Here is a 19,653-nt window from a genome sequence, read left to right on the forward strand (position 1 = left end):
CGTAGTCAGGTCAGGAGGCAGGAAGGTAGCGTTGGACACGTCGAGGTCTTCCGGATGGGCAGTGTAGGAACTTCCATCATCGGAAGACCTCGACCTCTATCCGGCCACCGACGCGCCCACCCCCGCTACACCCTCAAATGCGATGAGCCTGGAAACCGGCAGCAACCATTCTGAGCAGGGGTACGATTCAGTGGCTCGGGAAGATCTCATTCAGCCTGTATCTACTACACGAACCGATCCTGATCGCAAGCGCCTACCTTCTAGGCGGACTCGGCCCAGCAGTCCGGGCCATCGTTGGGATCTCGGTTGCCTTGCTTGCCGCTTGGGGCTTCAACCTCGTAGTCGAATTGCCTAGCCACAGATTGGCCCAGTCCATATCGAAACGGTTTGGGCCCAGGGGTGGCAAAAGAGCGAAAACTGGAGACCACCATCTCGTAGATACTGCAGCGAAGTAGGCCCGAGGGGAGTGTGCCTTGCGGGAGCCGCGGGCGATTATTCTGGGGATGGTTTCGATGATGCCGTTGATTGCCTATTCTCAGGTCTGGGTGGTGCCGACAAAACTCATGTCGGGCTTGTTCGGGGCCGGTTGCTTCGTGGTGTTGTCGGCATAGTCAGAGGGCTTCAAGCCATATGAGGATCCCGGGGCCTGGCGCGCAGGTGTACGGGAGCAACCTCTGGTGCTCTGGTCTTTTCCAGCGCCGCGTTTTTTGTCTCCATGTGGGCGTGGAGACAAATATCGGTCGTGGAGGTTTGTTCATGTCCAAGCCATAGAGCGATGACCGTGATGTCGCATGCAGGAAGCTCATGGCGGTGGTGTGCCTGAGGGTAACCGCCATCTTCAACCTGCCCGACTACCGCGTCACCGACACTGAGATCCCCGCTTTCGGACAGCGGCGGATCCGCGTTGAAGCCACCACCGAGGTCGGGTGCCCGTGCTGTGGCGTGATCAGCACCCGCGTGCATTCCCGCTGAGTATTTGAAAGTTTGGAAGCCACTCGATATTGCCTTTCGGGGCCATTGATATTGCTGGTGGGGGCCAGTGGCCGAGGTTGTGGGGGCCACTGGCCCCCACCGACGTTTTTCTTACTGCTTCATGGTGGCGTGTTGGCGCATGTTGTGGTTGCCGGTATCGACCCAGATGGTGTTGTGCACGATGCGGTCCATGATCGCGTCGGCGTGGACCCCGGAGCCGAGCCGCTGGTGCCAGTCTTTCTTGGCGTACTGTGTGCAGAACACCGTTGATGCTGTGTCGTACCGGCGTTCCAGCAGTTCCAGCAGCATGCTGCGCATGCCCTCGTCGGGGTGGTCGAGAAGCCATTCGTCGATCACGAGCAGGGTGAAGGCCGCCGGCAGCATCGGGGCGCGGGGAAGTAGGCTCGATCAAGGCTCGTAGCTCCTGACTCGTGATGAATGCGTAGAGAACATCCATCACAGCAGGGCTACGAGCCCTTCAACTTTCAAGACAGGAATCCGTTTCACCATGAACCACGGAGAGCCGGCAAACCTTAGCGGCGCGTTTGGAGATATCGATCTTGCGCTCGGACCGCCGGTGGAACCGAAACCAAAGCAGCAACCATAGGCATTTTCGGTCCTCACGGCGCGGCGTAGCCGCTGGTTCGCTAAGCATTCAAACTGGAACAGGACTATGAGCCTTGAACGAGCCGGATTTCCGGATGAGTGTCATGCCCCGGGAACAGCGTCGCAGATCACCCGCCGGGGCAGCCAAATCAAACTCGAGCCTGATCTGCCGGACCGCCCGGCGATAATGGACCGCTCGGACGGCCAGGCAACCCGTTCCACTTCATATCTCTAAGGAAATGAGGCAACTCAGGCGGCGTAATCGATCATGTCAACTACAGACTCGGACTTGCCACTGGCGGCCACCACCCCCACCGAGTTAAACAGACCAGCCATGCCCAAATGCGACGAGCCGGTTTCGGTTAACTCAAACCTCCCTCAGAGGGCCGCATCGATGGGTCAGCAGGAACATCGTCCTAGAGTCGAGTATCTTTCCTGAGAGGGAAAGTTCGCGCTGGACGAGAGCCATCCATTGACAATGCGTTCTCATACTGTGACTTAGTATCGAAATCGGCCGAGTATTGTCCGGACCCCGACGACGAACGGTCGGACACCTCACTGTCTCTTTGGGAATAGTAACCGTAAGCATGGGTATCTGGCCCCTTGATCGGCAGCTRATTTAGAACGACACCCAAGAGGTTTGCATCTACCAATTCCAGGGCCTTAAGAGCTTTCTCCAAATCCAAATTTTTCAACTTTTGGGACCCGACGACAAGCACCACACCGCCCGCGTGATGAGCGAGAACCGCAGCGTCTGTTACTGGCAGCAAAGGTGGCGTGTCAACAATGACCGTGTCGAATGCATCTTCCAGTCGGTTAAGCAGGAACTTCATCTCGTCTGATCCCAGTAACTCACTTGGATTGGGAGGAATGCTTCCAGATGTGAGAACGAATAGGTTCTCGTCGCCCCAAGGCTGAAGCACGTCGTTCACATCAGCCTCGCCTATCAGCGAGGTCGTCAGGCCAATCGTTTTGTCGAGACCCAGATACTCACCCACCATCGGTCGGCGAAGATCGGCATCGACAAGACAAACGGTCTGGCCAGCTTGCGCCAATGCTATGGCCATATTCGTGGCGGTTGTTGTCTTTCCCTCTCCTGGAACGGAGGAGGTCACAAGAATGGTCTTAGCACGCCCGGAAACGTTAGCAAATTGCAAATTTGTTCTTAGCTGCCGGTAAGATTCCGCCCTGGGACTCTGTTGGGGGGACTGGGTCAACAACGGTTTCCTTGTGGCATCCGGGTCAAACGCAATACCGCCAAGAAGAGGAGCACTTGTCACTTGACGAAGGTCAGCTTCGCCTCGAACTCGAGTGTCCAATTTCGTCCTAAGAATCGCCGTGGTAATACCAACCGCAAAACCAAGGAGAACGCCGAGGAGAAGGTTAATTCGCGTATTGGGGGCCGACGGCGTGGATGGCGTCTGGGCCGGAGTAATGATAGACAACGCTACAGCGGTTGGCCCACCCGACTTCGGCTTCTCTAAGGTATCGACCGCAGCGATCAAGCTATTCGCTACGGCTTGAGCAATGGCTTTGGCTTGAGCTGGTGACGCATCCGAAACGGAAATGTTAATCAGAACCGTATTAACATCTGCAGTGGCCTGAACTCGTGTGGCTAGTTCCTCCGGGGAGATACTCAGGCCAAGGCTGTCTATTGCAGGTTGGAGCACCACCGGGGTCGTGACCGTCTTAACATACGACTGCACGCGCGCCTGACTAAATGTGTTGCCCTGCTGCAGATCGGCCAAGGTCCCGCTCGTCTGCGCTGCCACAAAGAGTTGCGTCTGCGATGTGTAAGTCGGCTTGATGAGGACCGACGCCAGGCCGGCCAAGAGGAGTCCGCCGAGCGCAATTGCAGTGATCAAAAGCCAGTTGCGGCGCAGAACGCGCGTATAGTCCCGGATGTCCATGTCTGGATCCCCCTATATCAATTACTGGGAGCAGCCCTGAGGCGTGCCGCCAGAACGGCTGTGTTGCACGATTACCGCAATCATACCGCTTAGGTCGAAGGGGACTGAACCTGAGTGGCGCCTCCGAATAATAATCTCTTTGCCGTTCTAGTCCAGGACCGCCGCAGAGACGGACCTCTGGATGCCCAATCTTCCGAAGGGGAAAAGTTGTCCGAACCTGTCACAAATCCAACACGAAAACGAATCTAGAGTCGACTACTGGAAATCTATCTGGCGAATTATCTTTGCTGGATTACCGGCCAACGTTACCCCATTCGGGAACCGGCCCTTCACGACCGCGCCAGCCCCAACGACTGAGTTGTCGCCGACTCTAGTCCCCTTCAAAATTGTCGCCCCAGTTCCGATAAAAACGTTGGAACCAATTACTATTTCGTCTCCAGGTTGAGCCTCAGGAAGCGGCTCTCTGTTCCTCCGGAGACTTGCCACGGGATGGAAGTCAGTGTCGCAGATCGTCACATTGGCGCCGACTAAGGTGCCGTCGCCAATCTGAATACGGCGAGCGGCCACGAAAGTTCCACCACTGATCCCCACCCCGGCACCTATCACGATTTGAGCACCCGAGGTTATCGCCCGGAAGTTCGATCGATGATTCAGAGCCAAGGCAGTTCGTGACGAAATCGACACCACAGAGGACCCCGGACCTATTGAGAGTGAAGATCCAATTCCTAGAAGTTGAACGAAAGGCCGTCCAATAAAGACCACGGAGGAGTCTATTGCAGGGTAGGTCCTTCTCAGAAAATAAATCAGAACCGTTGATTCAATTCTTTGCCATATCCGTGGGATTAGTTTCACAATTACCTCCAACTGTAAAAGCGAGTTGACTAGGAGCGGAAATCCTGACTTATGCGAGGTGGACAACACACAGCACATCTATGATCCTACACTAAGGTCGCGGCTCAGCGTGCGCCGCCGAGTCGCCAAGTCTTTCCAATGATTCGGTTCGGCAAATAGTTACAAACCCAAACTTGAAAGTTTCTGGACGCCAATTCGCCCAACCTAACATTCCACCTTCGCCAGCGCCATGAAGTTTGACCATGCTCGCGTCGATATCGTGCGCGGGGAAGGAATTGAAGGAGGAACCTTAATTCCCGAAGCGCTCTCCAGTCATGCGGAGTCTATTGCGGACTTTTCCTTCTCGACCGCTGCCCCCAACTGAGCCTGACCCCGTGACCCGGAAAGCAGACAAACCATCTGAGTAGCAATGAGAGGAATCGCCTGGGCCGCCATGAAGACTGCTGCTAGGAACACGTTGCGAAGATCCAGCCAGAGCAACCCGGAAATGCACCAAAATGCCGTCATAGGAACAAATACCCAGGACCACTTGAGCCAGCCCCGTGCGTGATTTAGTGTGACAAGCGCATTGCCAATATTAATCAAGGCAGAGCCGCATGCCACCACGATTAACGGAGCCTCCAGACCTGCGTACTGAGCCCCAAGCAAGCCGACCAGAGGTTGAGCAAAAATAGCAAGAAGTCCAACAAGAACTGCCGCACACAGAATGTATCCGCCAAGGATCACAACGTATAGCCTTAAAACAGCACGTTTATTGCCTTGGGAGCGCGCCATAAAGCCTGCGCCAATGTCCGAGAGAACGGAATTAAGTACGGCAAAAACTAATCCGAAGCGCGACAGCGCTGCAATGTCCGCCAAAATGAAGGCACTTCCCGAGATACCCAGCAGCAAATAGAGCAACTGCCCTTGCATTACATATGGAAGATTCATTGGCATCGTTTGCTTGAGGCTTCGGCGAAAAACCGACACGTCGTCATAAATAACGCGAGACGAGTAGTCGATTTCGGAAGCCGACTTTCTTCGAAGCAACCAAGCTTCCACAACCGCGATTATTAATCCGAGTATTAACAATAACAAAACGTTTGCCGAGTGAGTAAATACAAGTGGAATGATCAAAGCAAAACGCAAAGAGCTCGACAGAACAGCAATTCTTTGCAGTGATGAGACGTCAAGTTTCAAACGCAGATGTACTTGAAATACTCCCTTTGACAAAATGGGGACAAATGTAAGGCTTGCAAGAACAACATAGCCGAGCGCGGCAGCAACTCCAGATCCTGTCTGGATTAGAGCATAAAACAGTACTGCGATGCCCACGACCCCCACAACCAGTCCTAGCTTGCGCCGGAAAATTAGGCCGGCTGAGAATAGAGAACTCAGACGCTCAGGGCTATTGCGAAATTTGCCACCCATAGACAAAAGTACACTTGATAGGCCAGATTCAGACAACGCCGTCATAGCTGCCAAGAGCGCAACCACCACTGTGTAGTGAGCGTATGATGCTTTGTCGATTGCGCTTACAATTGCAATTCCGGTAATGAATCCCAATATCTGCACAAGCCCTTGCGCCGATGCAAAACGGATTAGTATCGAGCTCCATTTACGCAACCTTTCATCGGAGACGGATGATCGATGCCGACCTTTTCGCTTGTTCAAAAGTTGCCCCTAATCAGTTTCCACGCTTCGACAAAAAAGTCGGAAACTTGTAACGGGTATGGGTAGCCTTGGCCTCAAGAAGAACCTGAAGATAGCCCTGCACCATGGCTGCCGGACGGTGCTGATCCAGATGGCGTTTACGCCGTAGCTGAAACTCATCGCCCTCGGGTATAGCATATAAAGCCCGTTGAATTTCAACTGCCAGCTCTTGGGCATCACCATTTCGCACAACTGTGCCGCACGGGCCAATCGCCTCGGCAAGGCCACCGCCCGACGTCCCGATCAAGAAACAACCGCAAGCGGCGCCCTCCAGCGCTACGACGCCAAAAGGTTCACTCCAAAGAGAGGGGATCACCATTATTTCGTGGCTGTTAAGCACCTCGGCTAGGTCCGCGCCCCGCAGAGCGCCGACAAACTTGACTTGGTTATCGAGCTTAAATTCCGCGCGCATAGCTTTCAATGCTGACAGTTCTTGACCGCTCCCGACGACTGTCAACGACGGCTCTAAACCAGATTCGCGCAGCTTCTTAAGCGCCTCTAGAAGCACGTGAACCCCTTTACCGGGCACAAGTCGGCCGACAAATATCAAAGTTTTGGGAATACGCGGTATTTTAGCGTCGATGGCAAATACTTGGTCATCATACGCATTCGATACCCTAGTTGAGGGCTGATCCATATCTTTGGCAAGGGCCTCACTCGCCGAAATCAAAATCGCTAACCTCAACAGCCTGAGTTTCACCACATCCAGGATCCCCCGCCGACCATCATGACGGCGAACCCAAGTGTGGCTTGCCACTACCCACGGACGCCGGAGGAACAGCAGGGGCCACGCATATCTCATGCAGACGTTGTTGTGAAAGACCACATCAGCGGCGGCTACGGACCTCCATACTTTGAGCCAGCCGGGTGCTCGCGTCACGGCATAACTAAAAGGCTCTTTCTTCGTGGAACTCGGTAATGACGTTCGTGTCAATACATGAACTTCATGACCGGCAGCATGGAAGCCCTCCGCCAGAAACTCAGACATTGTCTCAATTCCACCGACGTTCGGCGAAAATCCATGCGAGACCAGGAGAATATTCAAAATGTTCCATCCAAACGAGAGAGCGTATATGTCAGATCGATACGAGAGGTCGGATGTGACCGCATAATTCAAAATTCCTTTCTCGTCAGGAGATTTCGGTCTTCTGCATGCGAGGGGAAACCAGTGTGTCCTGCGACGACGCGTCCGGAAGGCGACTAAGAATGAACATTGATAACCCGACAGAGAAAAAGGCTTGGGCGCTCGGAAATTGGGTAATCTGGCCGTACAAAACCACTGGTATTACGCAAGCGCAAAGCAAGGCTGCGCGCAAGGCGTGCTCCCGCGGGGCCAGAAATATTTGAAAAAGAAAGACGACGCAGGAAATAATTCGAAGAAACCCCAACATCCATCCAAAAAACCCGAGTTCTGCCACCCATCTAAGACTTTCTGTTTCAATCCATGGACCCACGGCCCCCAACGCAATGCCGGCCATGCTGTGAGTTCCCGCACCGTCGCCCGCTATGCTTACCGGAGCGGTCGCAAAGGACAAGATCTGCGTCAGAACTCTTCCGCTAGAGTCTTCGCTCTGAGCCGCGCTGTCAAATCTCGCTACAAATGATGAAAATACCTCCGGAAATGCAGCCAGAGCAGACCAGAAAATCAGGATACCAAAAGTGGAAATTAGGAAAATACTCTTTAGGCCAGACAGATTCATGGTCCACGCCTGAAATGCGATATAGGCTAAAAGTATTATCACAACCGCAAGAACAGTCCCGCGTGCGCCTGATATAACGGTGACTATCATGGCAGAGCTCAATGCAACAATCGAGGGAATTTTTGACTTTCGATCTGCGCCGTGTAAAAGCCAAAGAGAGATGGCCAAGCAAAGCGGGATAAATAGAGTGAGACCAGCGGGAGCGCTAAAAGTTCCGCTCGCTCGCACAACAGTCCCGTTGACAAAGTATGCGGCTTCCGTGCCTACCTCTTTGTTTATCCACGCAGTCTTAGTACTCAGTACCTGCACAGCTGATACAGCCAATTCAACCGGCCCATAAAAAATAATGATCCGACTAATCTTGCTCAACAAATCTTTCGTTCCGTAACACCAAATCGCATACACCAGAAGGAATGGGGCTAAATAGCTTCGCAATCCGACGAGACTGACATTTATGGGCGCAATGCCAATAACAACCTGAAGCCCGCAAAGTAAAGATAAACTTAAGGCAAAAATCCAGATCGATATACCACTTCTTTTCTTATGAACGCCTGGAAGGAGTATCGCCAGAACTAGCCCAACTATAGTCAGGCCGTCTCTTGCAACGTAAAGTGCTTGTTCAGTTCCCGGCACCCATTTACGAATAGCCCCTTCGATAATCCATAGGTGAACATAGAGCACTGTTATGACCACCACAAGTTTAGGAGTTGCTGCCTCTAAGGGCCTGCGGCCGTTCGACAACATTGCGGATGCGCGATCGCCCCGGGTCTTCAGCATCGGACTATCCAATACGTTTCTCGATCTCTCACAGTCGCCCGCAAGCGTCCGGAACCTTCAGGCATCGGCGGCAGCTTCCGCGCGTCGGCGGATGTGGACGCGCTGGCGACCAGAACGACGGATGCAACTCTACGCATCGCGGTCGTCCCATGACACGTACACCTTGAAGTTCGCTCCTGGAAGTGGGACTTATGGCGCTTACCTTTCCACACCTGGGGCTCCTTTCAACTCTGCGAGGTAGAGATCCTCAAGCCTCGCCGCCGCAGATTCCCACGATAGCTTGGCAAGGGCGACGTCTACCTCATCGGTCACAAGTTGACGATCAAGCGTCTCGTTTTTCTGCAGCATTCGGAGTACAGCATCGGCCCAGATGGCCGGTTCGCGACCGCTAACAATCACCTTCGCGTTCGACGGCAGGTACTCGGCGATTCCGGTCCTGTCGCTACACACAAGCGGCAACCCATGGTAGACACCTTCAGCAGCAGCAAGCCCAAAAGACTCTGTAGAAGGAAGTATCATCGCCGCTGAAGTCGAATAAGCGACCCGAAGTTGGCTACGATCCAGGACCCCAACGTAATCAACAAGTGGCTGGCCCTTTAGCCATTTAGCCACCGAAGGGGGCATTACCCCAGCAACGACGAGCCTGAACGGCGGGCCCAGAAGTTTGGTCACCGCCACAGCGACATCAAGTCCTTTATAGACGTCACCGCGCCCGACATACAGTAGTTGATTGGTCTCACGGTCCACTTGAATCCGAGAAAGCTGCGGTCCGATGCCTATTGGCGAGACCTGAACTTTTCCCTCTTCGAAACCGCGTTCGGTAAATGACATTTTCGCCGCTTCAGAATAAACCAAAACTTTGTCGGCTTGCGCATATTCGAAATCAAGAATATCCCCAATCGGATCCGGATGACCATTATCAGGAAAACCGCCATACGCTTCCAGCTCTTGCTCATAGACGTTGTGATGAAAGTTTCTTCGCTCACATATTGATAGATCAAATGAGTTGGACTCAAGAGCTCTGTATCCAAGCCCCTCGGAAAAGTGTAATATACTATGTCCTTTTGATAACTTGGCAACTCTCTTGGCGTAGCTAGCGGTAACCCATCGAATATGCCACGGACGGACTGTAAATCCAGCCCGAGTCAGAGCCGGTAATACCAGCTGGACCGGGCCAAGAGAATGCGCCTTATGATCGACTTCTGCGGTATCTCGAACTCTGCGAGCCAAAGTTTTTAACACAGAATTGGGAAGGTGCAGGCTTCGACATTTTTCCATTTGACGGGCATCGAGCTCGAATCTTCGAACCAAATCAACATCTTCTACTACATTCCGCAGAGCAAGAATCACGTGATCATAGTGATATACATTGGTTGCATGAAGTGCCGGTTTTGCGTAACTCATTTATTCTCTCATTAATGATGTTGGATCCACAATTCGATCTATTTAGATTTCAAGATCTTTGAAAAGGCCTTGAGATAGGACGCAGCTAAGAAAACGGGCCAAAGCAGGCCGCCGTGTTTTCGATTGAATAGAACGTGACTCCGAAATGGATAACCCTTTCGACTGAAGAGAAGTTTTACTCTCCCAACGAACGAAAGTTCGGCGTCCATCCAGCTTCCATCTTTAGGATTCGACTCACAAAAACCAAAGTGATTGGGTGCAAGAATGGAAACGTAGCCTGCTCGCTTCGTACGTAGTCCGTAATCTATATCGCCGTAAGCATGGGCAAATCGGTCATCTATGGTACCTAATAAATTATAGATTTCGCGTGGCACTAAGACGAAGTTTCCGTGAAAAGCGTCAATTATTTGAGGCGAATCGGTCGGCTCAACCATCGTCAACCCGCCGGGCCATGGGGCCGTCTTCAACATTCCGCTATAGGTCGTTGTCGAACTGGATCTAGACATCATCGCACCCACGACTATTGAAGCCCTGCTTTGCTTTCGCGCGACTGAGAGGAGTCTACTAATGGCGTCTGGATCTAGTTCGACGTCGTCGTTCAACCACAACAACCAATCCGGGTCCGAATTGATGGCGAAACGCTGAGCGGCAGCCATTCCTCCGGACCAAAATAGATCACCAGTACCAGAACGGACTGTCATTCGTTCTCGGAACTCGGATTCCAAGGCTAGTCGGGTCCCGTCGCTGCTCTTATCGTCGACGACGAAGTAGCGGAGCTCGAAGTCCGAGCCTAGGTCAGACTGAGCCTCGAGCGACCGAAATGCCCGCAGTGAAGTTTCGACCCGATTGAATACCGTAGCGATGACATTGATGCGCTCCATTTGTCCCCAATTCCTATCTCCTAGCCCCAGACGATCGCGGGCGTTCTAACTGGCCTGCACGTGATGGCTATCTAGTCTTGTATAGTATCTTGGAGTCAAGGCTTCACTGCCAGTTAGACGGGAGCTTCCGGTCACGCACCCTTCCGCTGCTGGGTTTCGATTTTGCTGAGAGTCCCAGGGCATTGCTTCCAAGCGAGTCGGGGAGTCGAGTCCGTAAAATATGCTAAGGACGGTGTCTGTGCGTCGAAAACGAGTGCTCAATGTTGTCACGTTAGCAAGCTCTACTGGAAAGTACGGGGGGCCCTATGACACCTCGGTCAGGCAGGCACTTCTTGCCTCCGAGCTCGGTTGTGACAGTACCCTGTTCGCGGGCGTGCTAAAGGGCGACGAACCCGAAGTAAACATCGATTGCGAATCGCTTCGCTCATCTTTTCACCGGGTTCGCCGGCTTCTGCCGGTACGTGGTTTCATTGGTTTCCATTCCTGGACCGCCATTAGAGCACTTGTAACGGAGGTCCGAAACGCCGATGTCGTTCATGTGTCAGTGTCGCGAGAGCTTGTTCCAATCTCCGCCGTCATCTTAGCTGTAGTTTTCAGAAAACGGATGCTTGTTCAAACGCACGGCATGATGACCTCAAGAACTAGTTCGATGCACAGACTTCTTGATCTGCTGATACGCCCCCTTCTTATTGGAGCGGCTGGAGTCATTGCCCTTACGTCTACAGAAGCAGAGGAACTTGAGGCCTGGTTCCACCGAAGTTCTCCTCCAATTTCGATCTTGGGTAACCCGCTCCCGCGTGGATTGCATCCGAGGTCGCGGGACGCTCCTTCTAGAGGGGATGTCGTCTTCATCGCCCGCCTGCATCCGCGCAAACGAGTGGATCTCTTCATCGGTGCTGCCAATATGTCGCATCGCAATGGTTGGGATGAAAAGTATTCGGTAGTCGGACCCGACGAAGGAGACCTACATCTAGTTCATTCGGCAAGCCAGGACCCTGGAAACTTCTTCTACGAAGGAACGCTTAGCTCTGCAGGTGTCACCGAGCGAGTTCGGAATTGCGACGTCTTCGTTTTGTCTTCAGAAAACGAGCCGTGGGGAAACGTTCTAGCAATTGCCATCGCAAGTGGAGTTCCAGTAGTCGTGCCGGAATCTGCCGCTCTAGCAAAGCGAGTTCGCGAATATGGGGCTGGCATCGTTGTCCCGGACAATGACTCTACTGCAATTGCGATTGCCGTACATTCGTTGCTGAATAGCTCCGAAAAGTACAAGACCGCATGTGCTGGCGCGAGAAATTTTGCCAAGTTAGAACTCTCGCTAGAACATCAACTGACAGAGTTGAGTAGACTTTACGAACTAACCATTTGAGCTGCATCGTAGCCCGGGAGGCACAGCGCGCAGGGCTGGTCACGATCCACGGGCACCGGTTGCGTCATACCGCGGCGAGTCGGATCCTCACTGCCGGAGCGAGCTTGGAGGAGGTCTCTCAGCTGCTCCGGCGTGCAAGCCCGGCCACGACGGCGATCTACGCGAAGACAGATCAGACTCGGCAGGCCGCGCTGGCACGCCCCTGGCCGGTCGGGGACGGTGTGTCAGGAGCATGATGTCGGCGGACCTCTCGGGGCTGGTCGGAGATTGCTTGCTGTTACTCCGCGCGCTGGGATACAAGCTCGCGACGGTGCCGAGTACATTCTGAACATCGATTTCTTTCCACCTGACTTCGGTCATTCGATTTAGTGCCTGACCCGCGGGTTCCGGATTGCGTTGAGGACTGCTTGTTTGTCGCCGGGGATGGCGGGTGGGAATGTCTGCTCGGTGCCGTTGATGGCGATGGTGGCTGAACGAAGCGGCCGTAGTTGGCGGATCAGGTTGCGGATCGCGAGCCCGGGCCGGTTCTGTGCTTCGCGGCTGAGTGCCAGCGCGGTGAACGCGATGGTCAGGTGGGCTTCGATCGCGTCCTTGGTGCGGTGGAACATGGGCCGGGCCCGTAGGTCGGTCTTGGACATCCGGAAGGACTGCTCCACATGCCACGGGTCGTGGTAGCTGGCGATCACCTCGCCGGCGGGCATCACGCCGAGAGGGATGTTGGTGACGTAGCCTTTCAGCCCGACCAAGCGCCGTGCCCGCGCCAGCGATGCCTCGTCCAGTGACCGGCCGCCGTTGCTGGTCTTGAGAATCTGCTTCGTCCCACTTCCTTGGAACTGGGACCGCGCCAGGGGCAACGGTATGCGACCTTAGGCGCGTTAGAGGCGTGTACAGACTCGACGGCGTAGATCATCTAATGCCTTGGGCTTAGGTGCAGCTCACTTTGCGCGTGCCCAGTGTCTCCAGTCTTTCGTGACTCGTTGACGCGGAAAGGGCACGTCAATCTGGTCCGTGGCTTCGTTAGCGAATTCACGTATGCCACGAATGTTTTTCACGATCGTTGCCCACCGTAGGTATCCGATATCGTCGGTCCGTCGTAGATGAATGAGAACCGAATGCGAGATTTGAGTCGACGAAACGATGCGCTGTCCTCGAAGGTCACTGAGCACAAGGTGGGCGACCATCAGGGCCTTCGCGTCGGCGTCTTCCCTCCCCCACAGCGCAGCCTGGACTCCTTTGCGGAGCTGTTTTATGGAAAAGGCAGGTTTTTGCCCATCACGTTTCAGGACACTTTCGGGCCGCCACTCCAGTCTTCTCGGCGCCGCGAACCTTGGCCACGACTGATCCGACACGTGCCCCCGCTGAACCAGTGGATGAATGTCCGGGTGTCTTTCCTGAACCCACGCGATAACGGCGACCGCGTCGGGCCACCCAGGGCGATTGTCGTTCCGGCCATGGATCGCCATAGCGTAGAGAAGTTCGGCCATGCGGAAACTGCCGCCATCGCGTTCTCGCAGCTCCGATTCCACCGCATCGGAGATCACATTGTCAGGAATCGCACCCACGATGAGCTTGTGCCTGCGATATTCCTCTTCCGTGAGGAGTGTCCTCACTTCGGGCAGATTTCGTTCGATGCGCCTGATCGCGTTGTCCACGACGGCATCGATCTGGCCATCGTCAAGGGGCCCTTTTCGCTTGAACAGGATGTCGAACACGTTTTTGCGGAGCCTCGCTCGGCTGAAGGGGTCGGGTGCGAGCCTGTTGTCGCTCGACCTGCGCACGGCGAAGTGGGCAATGTCCGGTTGAGTGGGCACTTCCACGGTCCGAAATGTGTGTCCGTTCTCGCACGTACGCACTCTCCGAACAATCGATGAACTTTCGTCTGGGCGCGTTTGTGGGATTTCACTAGGCGCGCCACACACTACACACGGCATGCCGCGTGAGACTCGCACTTTTCTACCCGTAGCCGTCATGGCTCAATCTTGGCAATATTTTTCCGCCTTGAAGGTACATATAGCCATGTGGTGCATTTTTCGCCGTACAGATGTTCAAAGGATGTACTTCGGACCTCAGCATGGGCACAGTGGATTCCGGAGCACCTCCAACCTCGGCTCCACATCCGTTCTCCACAGACAGGAGTCGTCATGGACACCTTCCGCAAGATGATCTCACTTGCAGCGATGACATCAATGCTGGCGCTTTCCGTCCTCTTCGCTGCACCTAGCTACGCGAACTCAACAAGTGTGCAGGTCGCATCCCCAATGGCGACGAGCGTAGCTGCGGCATCCACTTCGCTGAAAGTCATCACGAGTGTGCCTGCCTACAACGCGGGACAGATCCCGGAGTACTACCAGTTCTGCTACGACAGAACTCCCACACAACATCTGACGAGCAATAGAAGCACAACACCGAAATACTGGTACAAGACGGCAGTAGCCACCCCCAGTGGCGTCGACTGCAAGTACATGTATGCGGTCCTCAACTTCTGGCCCAAGACCCAGACCGTGACGTACTCGTGGACAGCGGTCTGCAAAGGCATGCACAAAGGCACCAAGGGCATCTGGGATTCTAAAACAAGGCTTCCATACTGCACCAAATAGGATCCAGTAGCTCCACGTCTTCGGTGGGGCCGGGACAACACAGCTCCGGCCCCAACCTGACAAACGCTCTTGCCTGATGTTGTGCTAACAAAGACGAGGAGGGCAGCTCCGAACGTACTTGTCCTCCCCGTGGTTCCTTCGGCGATAGAACCGATAAGAACGTTTCGGTGTCCCACTTCCTTGGAATCTGAACAATCTTGATGGGACTCCCATGCCGCTAAACGCTGGCGGCTCCCGCGCTAGAGTCACCGCCTAGGGCGTTGGCCATGGCAGTGGCCCTGTTGCTGATCAGCAGGACCCTACGTGTCAGGCTGGAACGGTACCAGGGGCTCATAGCAAGTCCGTTTAATCGCGTGGGGCGAGAACCAGGAATCCAGTAATCATGTCCAGTCCAGTTTTAAGTGCGGTACGCGAAGATAGAGCTGTGAGTAGGAGTAGTAGTAGTCCCGGACCCCGAGCGGATGGACCGCGGTCTCGACGGTCGTTCACCCCGGTCCAGAAGCTCGAGTTTTTGGCCGCCTACGAGAACGCCTGCGAGAACAGCGAGGGCGGGGCGTTCCTGCGCCGGGAAGGCCTGTTTTCCTCGCAGATGACCGAGTGGCGGCGGCTGCGGGACGCCGGCGTCCTGGCCGGGAAGAAGGCCGGGGAATCGATCGGGAAACTGTCGGCGGACCAGGCCGAGAACGCGCGGTTGCGCCGCCAGCTAGAGGTGACTCAAGGCCGGTTGGAGAAGACCGAGGCAGCCCTGGAACTGATGGGAAAACTACAGGCGTTCTTAGAGAGCGCCTCAGAGGATATGCCGGACGGGCCCCGGTCCAAGAAACGCTGATGGGCACCTACCGGTCGATGCTGGAACTGAAGATCCCCACGCGCCGTGCAGCATCATTGACCGGTGTTTCCAGGACGACCGCGAACCGCAGACCGGCCCCGCACCGGGACCATGCGCCGGTGACCCCGAGGAACAAACTCAGCGCCGCCGAGAGGGCGGAGATCCTGGCGGCACTGAACTCACCGGAGTTCGTGGACCTGGCACCCATGCAGGTCTATACGAAGCTGCTGGATGCGGGAATCTATCTGGGGTCCCTGTCGACTTTTTACCGTGTGCTGGAGGAAAACAAGCAGGTCAAGGAACGCCGACGGCTGGCCAAACATCCGCCCCGGGCGGTTCCTGAACTGGTGGCCACGGCCCCGGGACAGGTGTTCACGTGGGATATCACCAAACTTGCTGGGCCGGTCAAGGGCAAGTATTTCGACTGCTACATGATGGTCGATATCCATTCCAGGTTCATCGTCGGCGCGCACGTCCACGCCACCGAATCCGGGGCGCTGGCGGTGGAGATGATGAAGGGGATCTTCGGCATCCACGGCATCCCCCAGGTCGTGCACGCGGACCGGGGTTCCGAATCTTGAGTGCCGAGGCTTCCGCGAAAAGAGTCGAGGAAGCGGCTTGACAGACATAGAAGAGTCCATCACCACCAACACTCAGGAATCGGCTTCCACGCACCCGCGAACGTCCACTACGGCCACGCCGCCGGCGTCGCCAAGGAACGCTCGGCCACGCTCGCCGCAGCCCGTGCAAAACACCCCGAACGCTTCACCAAAAACACCGACCCCCAAATCCTCGCGCTCCCGGGACCGGCGTGGATCAACCAACCCAAGGAAACCACCGAACAGTCAGCCGCCTAACTCCCCTTGGTACCGTCCAGCTTGAAAAATTCCGGGACGGCTAGATCCGATCGGAGGCTCGGAAGTGCCTCATCCGCGTCCTCCTGGAGGAGGTCCTCGAGCGTCCAGACCGCAAAGTAGGGTTGTCTGGGGAGCAATATGCCGACCTTACGGATGCCCAGCGAATCATCGAGGTCGAGGAGAGTGTAGCCAAGCAACTGAAAAAGTGTGTCCCTGATCCAGGGTCTGGTGATCGTCTCGCGAGTCTTTAGGTCCACGAGAGTGTCCCCAACAACCCAATCAGCGTCTGCCCCGCCCACTGCCGAGCTTCCGAGAAAGCCCGGGTTGGGCACGTAGAAACCGCCGGCCTCTACGTCGCGGTTCCACTCAACCAGGAGCGGCTCGACCGCGTTGCGCATGCGGGCGACGTCAAAAAGCAAAGGCTCATCGATGCTCAACATGAGATCGGCGGCGTTCTTCACTCGCTTAATCCGGCGGCCCAGTTCACCTGAGAGCGCCGTCTGTGGTCCTGTCCGCGCGATGCTCTCGCACCACGCCAGCGGAATCGACGCCCTGTCCAGGCTCAGTGGATGGCTGTTCTTCTGCTTCCAAGTGAGATAGGCAAAGCCCAAAGCCATCTCCAACACATTATGGATGTGCTTTCCCCTGTGCACGATGCTGGGATCAGCGGCAAGGACGTCGAGGCCTCTTTGCGCTACCGTGTCCGCGAAGTCGAAGCCGGGCAGATCCATCCGAAGGCGGTAGCCGAGAGCTATGCCCGCTATGATGGCGTGGCTCTGGCGCCCCTTTACCCCTTCAGGAAGGGGAAGCTGGGTGCTAAGGGGGCCCTTCGTCTCTAAGCGTGGTTGGGTGATTTCTTTCGGTAGGGGCGGTGGCCTCCTGCTGCGAGGAGGTTTCTGATTCTGTAGTTTTCGAAGTTGCGGAAGCCGCGGGCGATTCTGCGGGTGGTTTCGATGACCCCGTTAATCGCTTCGGTGGGACCATTGGAGGCACCTCGTGTGTCGAAATACGCCAGGATCGCTGTCTTCCAGGCCCGCAGGCTGCGTCCGAGCTTGGCGATCTCCGGGATCGGGCAGCTGGGGAAGCTCGCGAGGATCTCGGTGATGAGCTCGCGTCCTTTTTCGGGCCGGGCGTGGTAGACGGCCCGGAGCTTTTGATAGGAGTGCCAGGCGATGGTCACCTCGCTGTTCGGGTCGCCGGCCTCGAGCTTCTTTTCGAGCCTGGCGACTTGTTTCCCGGTGAGGGATTCGATGCCTTGTTGCAGGGTTCTGCGGATGCCGTAAAGGGGGTCCTCCTTTCGGCCGCGGTGACCGAGGGTGTCCTGCTGGACGCGTCGGCGCACGTCGTCAACCATGCCGGTTCCAAGCTTCACTATGTGGAACGCGTCGACAACGGTGATGGCCTCGGGGAGTTCGTCGCGGATGGCGTTGGCGTAGCCGCGGAACGGGTCCAAGGTGGCGACCTTGATGCCGTTGGTGAAGCCGGGGCCTTGTTCTTTGAGCCAGTCGCCGTAGGCCTTCCCGGAACGGCCCGGAACCAGATCCAGCAGTCTTGCGTGGACGTTGCCGTCGGCGTCGCGGGTGTGGTCGATGATGCCGGTGACCATGCCGGTGCCGGGGAACCCCGTGTGGGTCCAGACGTGCTCGTCCACGCCGAGGGCGTCTATGCCGGCGAGGCGTTCGGGCTTTCCGATCCGGCGCCTGGCTTCGGCTTCGATGCCCTTCCAGAGGGCCCGCCAGGAGACGCCGAGTTGGTGGGCGAGGGCGGAGACGGAGGTGTCGTATTTCTCCAGCGCATCGACGGCCCAGCGGACGGCCCGGTTGGTCAGGATCGCCCGTTTTCCGGCCAGTGGATGTTCTTCGCTGAAGACCTTCTTGGGGCAGTGTTCGTCGGGACAACGCCACAGCCGCTTGGCCCACGCAAGCCGGACGGGCCTGCCGAAACACGGGATGTCATGAAGACGGATCTGCCGCCGGCCGTGGCCCACGGCCACGACACCACAGGCGGGGCAACCATTGATGGTTTGTTCGGTTTCGACGTGGAGGATCAGGCCGGTGGCGGCCTCAGTGACGGAGGTAATGTGCACGCCGGGGACACCCAGAAGGGTATCGGCACGTTCACACCACCGCCCGCCGGAGCAGGAAGTAGAGTGGGACAAGTCGGGGTCTGACTCGAAAATGGAAGCTTGGTCGCTACCAATTCAAAGAGGCCCCGACCCATCCCTCCCGCCACCACGCCGGACCCGCCCAAACCGAAAACTCAGCGGAACTAACCACGCTTAGAGACGAAGGGCCGCTAAGGGCGGTGAGCTCGTCGAAGCCGAACGCCGACGCCATCAGCTGGCCCTGTCGACCGCGGGTGCCAGCTACCGCGAGCTGCGGGGCGCTCCCGTAAATAAATTGCCGAATCGGCGATTCCTTGTTGCTGAGGTGGCGCGTGAGGGACATGGGTCGACCATACCCTCGGACGTCGGACACAAGATCCCGAGCCAGCTCGCAGTTGCCAAGGTCAGGGTTCGGAGTGATCCGTAATATTCGACCCAGATGTTGTTCCAAAGCATGGCCGTAAGATGTGAGTTCGGCTGCGACTTTCGAGATAGACGCCGTCGCGGCTCAGAGCTCCATCCCCAGGTACCGGTACACGGTGGCGCGGCTGGCGCCGATGATCTTTCCGATATCGACTGGCTTGAGACCGCGCTCCTTCAGCTCATGGGCGCGTTGTACCTTCTCGTGGTCAGCCGTGACCTCCCGTCGTCCTTCCCTTCGGCCGGCGGCAGCCGCTGCGGCCATGCCAGCTCTGGTGCGCTCGGAGAGCTGGTCTCGTTCAAGCTGGGCAAAAGCGGAAATGATGGTGACCATGGCTTGGGCAATCGCTCCCCCGATCTCACTCTCAGAGTCAGTGGCGATACCGTCCCGCAGCGAGCGGAACTTGATCCCGCGGAACTTGAAGTCATCGAGCAGCTCCAGCAGGTGGCGGGTGTTGCGCCCAAGCCGGTCGAGCTTCCACACCACGACCTCATCACCGCGACCGAGACGGTCCAACATCCGGTCCAGCTCCGGGCGTCTTATCCGGGTCCCGCTGACTCCGTGGTCCATATAAATGCGGTCGCACCCGGCCGCTTCGAGTTCGCGAAGCTGCAGATCGGTGTTCTGATCCGCCAGGCTGACCCGCGCATACCCAAGACGCGCCACCGCACTCCCCCAGTCTTAT

General features: G+C 56.2%; 15 protein-coding genes and 3 pseudogenes. 5 read left to right on the forward strand and 13 right to left on the reverse strand.

The window, feature by feature from the left end; all coding sequences use genetic code 11:
• Window positions 1–804 precede the first annotated feature (804 nt).
• Complete coding sequence (locus tag AB4074_RS19325) at window positions 805–972, forward strand: hypothetical protein (protein ID WP_441414831.1); 168 nt, start codon at window positions 805–807, stop codon at window positions 970–972.
• 111 nt (window positions 973–1,083) lie between these two features.
• Here the strand turns inward: AB4074_RS19325 and AB4074_RS19330 are convergent.
• The 8 genes and pseudogenes from AB4074_RS19330 to AB4074_RS19365 form a co-directional block, all read right to left on the reverse strand.
• Window positions 1,084–1,347, reverse strand: a pseudogene (locus tag AB4074_RS19330) (ATP-binding protein); the annotation flags it as partial.
• Window positions 1,348–1,994: 647 nt separating this feature from the next.
• Window positions 1,995–3,488, reverse strand: coding sequence for a polysaccharide biosynthesis tyrosine autokinase (locus AB4074_RS19335; RefSeq protein WP_441414832.1), 1,494 nt, complete (start codon window positions 3,486–3,488; stop codon window positions 1,995–1,997).
• 255 nt (window positions 3,489–3,743) lie between these two features.
• On the reverse strand, window positions 3,744–4,418 hold the full coding sequence (locus AB4074_RS19340; protein ID WP_441414833.1) for an acyltransferase: 675 nt from the start codon (window positions 4,416–4,418) through the stop codon (window positions 3,744–3,746).
• 234 nt (window positions 4,419–4,652) lie between these two features.
• Window positions 4,653–5,945 (reverse strand): hypothetical protein, encoded by a 1,293-nt coding sequence (locus tag AB4074_RS19345; protein ID WP_441414834.1) that lies wholly within the window; start codon window positions 5,943–5,945, stop codon window positions 4,653–4,655.
• A 61-nt stretch (window positions 5,946–6,006) separates the two neighbouring features.
• Complete coding sequence (locus AB4074_RS19350) at window positions 6,007–7,149, reverse strand: glycosyltransferase family 4 protein (protein ID WP_441414835.1); 1,143 nt, start codon at window positions 7,147–7,149, stop codon at window positions 6,007–6,009.
• Window positions 7,150–7,162: 13 nt separating this feature from the next.
• Window positions 7,163–8,509 carry a hypothetical protein gene (locus tag AB4074_RS19355; protein WP_441414836.1) on the reverse strand — a complete coding sequence of 449 codons (1,347 nt, stop codon included), beginning with the start codon at window positions 8,507–8,509 and terminating at the stop codon, window positions 7,163–7,165.
• A gap of 198 nt (window positions 8,510–8,707) precedes the next feature.
• Window positions 8,708–9,913, reverse strand: coding sequence for a glycosyltransferase family 4 protein (locus tag AB4074_RS19360; RefSeq protein WP_441414837.1), 1,206 nt, complete (start codon window positions 9,911–9,913; stop codon window positions 8,708–8,710).
• Window positions 9,914–9,951: 38 nt separating this feature from the next.
• Entirely contained in the window at window positions 9,952–10,794 is an 843-nt protein-coding gene (locus AB4074_RS19365; protein WP_441414838.1) for a glycosyltransferase family 2 protein, read from the reverse strand.
• A 220-nt stretch (window positions 10,795–11,014) separates the two neighbouring features.
• Between AB4074_RS19365 and AB4074_RS19370 the strand changes: the two genes are divergently transcribed.
• The gene (locus AB4074_RS19370; protein ID WP_441414839.1) at window positions 11,015–12,160 is read left to right on the forward strand and encodes a glycosyltransferase; all 1,146 of its coding nucleotides are present in this window, start codon (window positions 11,015–11,017) and stop codon (window positions 12,158–12,160) included.
• Window positions 12,157–12,396 carry a tyrosine-type recombinase/integrase gene (locus AB4074_RS19375; RefSeq protein WP_441414840.1) on the forward strand — a complete coding sequence of 80 codons (240 nt, stop codon included), beginning with the start codon at window positions 12,157–12,159 and terminating at the stop codon, window positions 12,394–12,396. The genes AB4074_RS19370 and AB4074_RS19375 overlap by 4 nt, the downstream gene beginning before the upstream one ends.
• Before the next feature lie 129 nt (window positions 12,397–12,525).
• On the opposite strand, the pseudogene AB4074_RS19380 reads toward AB4074_RS19375, so the two are convergent.
• Together AB4074_RS19380 and AB4074_RS19385 are read right to left on the reverse strand one after the other, a co-directional pair.
• Window positions 12,526–12,978: pseudogene (locus AB4074_RS19380) on the reverse strand (IS1634 family transposase); the annotation flags it as partial.
• Window positions 12,979–13,095: 117 nt separating this feature from the next.
• Window positions 13,096–13,977: an ATP cone domain-containing protein gene (locus AB4074_RS19385; protein ID WP_441414841.1), complete on the reverse strand. Its 882-nt coding sequence runs from the start codon at window positions 13,975–13,977 to the stop codon at window positions 13,096–13,098.
• Window positions 13,978–14,319: 342 nt separating this feature from the next.
• On the opposite strand from AB4074_RS19385, the gene AB4074_RS19390 reads away from it, so the two are divergent.
• Together AB4074_RS19390 and AB4074_RS19395 are read left to right on the forward strand one after the other, a co-directional pair.
• Window positions 14,320–14,757, forward strand: coding sequence for a hypothetical protein (locus tag AB4074_RS19390; protein ID WP_441414842.1), 438 nt, complete (start codon window positions 14,320–14,322; stop codon window positions 14,755–14,757).
• A 382-nt stretch (window positions 14,758–15,139) separates the two neighbouring features.
• Window positions 15,140–16,443 (forward strand): annotated as a pseudogene (locus AB4074_RS19395) (DDE-type integrase/transposase/recombinase).
• Here the strand turns inward: AB4074_RS19395 and AB4074_RS19400 are convergent.
• The 3 genes from AB4074_RS19400 to AB4074_RS19410 all read right to left on the reverse strand — a co-directional run bounded on the left by AB4074_RS19400 (window position 16,440) and on the right by AB4074_RS19410 (window position 19,634).
• Window positions 16,440–17,174, reverse strand: coding sequence for a hypothetical protein (locus AB4074_RS19400; RefSeq protein ID WP_441414843.1), 735 nt, complete (start codon window positions 17,172–17,174; stop codon window positions 16,440–16,442). The pseudogene AB4074_RS19395 and the gene AB4074_RS19400 sit on opposite strands and share 4 nt — an antisense overlap.
• Window positions 17,175–17,278: 104 nt before the next feature.
• Window positions 17,279–18,601 (reverse strand): ISL3 family transposase, encoded by a 1,323-nt coding sequence (locus tag AB4074_RS19405; protein ID WP_441414844.1) that lies wholly within the window; start codon window positions 18,599–18,601, stop codon window positions 17,279–17,281.
• Between the two features lie 454 nt (window positions 18,602–19,055).
• A complete protein-coding gene (locus AB4074_RS19410; RefSeq protein WP_441414845.1) occupies window positions 19,056–19,634 on the reverse strand; it encodes a recombinase family protein in 579 nt (192 codons plus the stop codon).
• Window positions 19,635–19,653: the final 19 nt, after the last annotated feature.

Origin of the sequence: Arthrobacter sp. 2MCAF14 (assembly GCF_052115645.1) — a bacterium.
GTDB lineage: Bacteria > Actinomycetota > Actinomycetes > Actinomycetales > Micrococcaceae > Arthrobacter.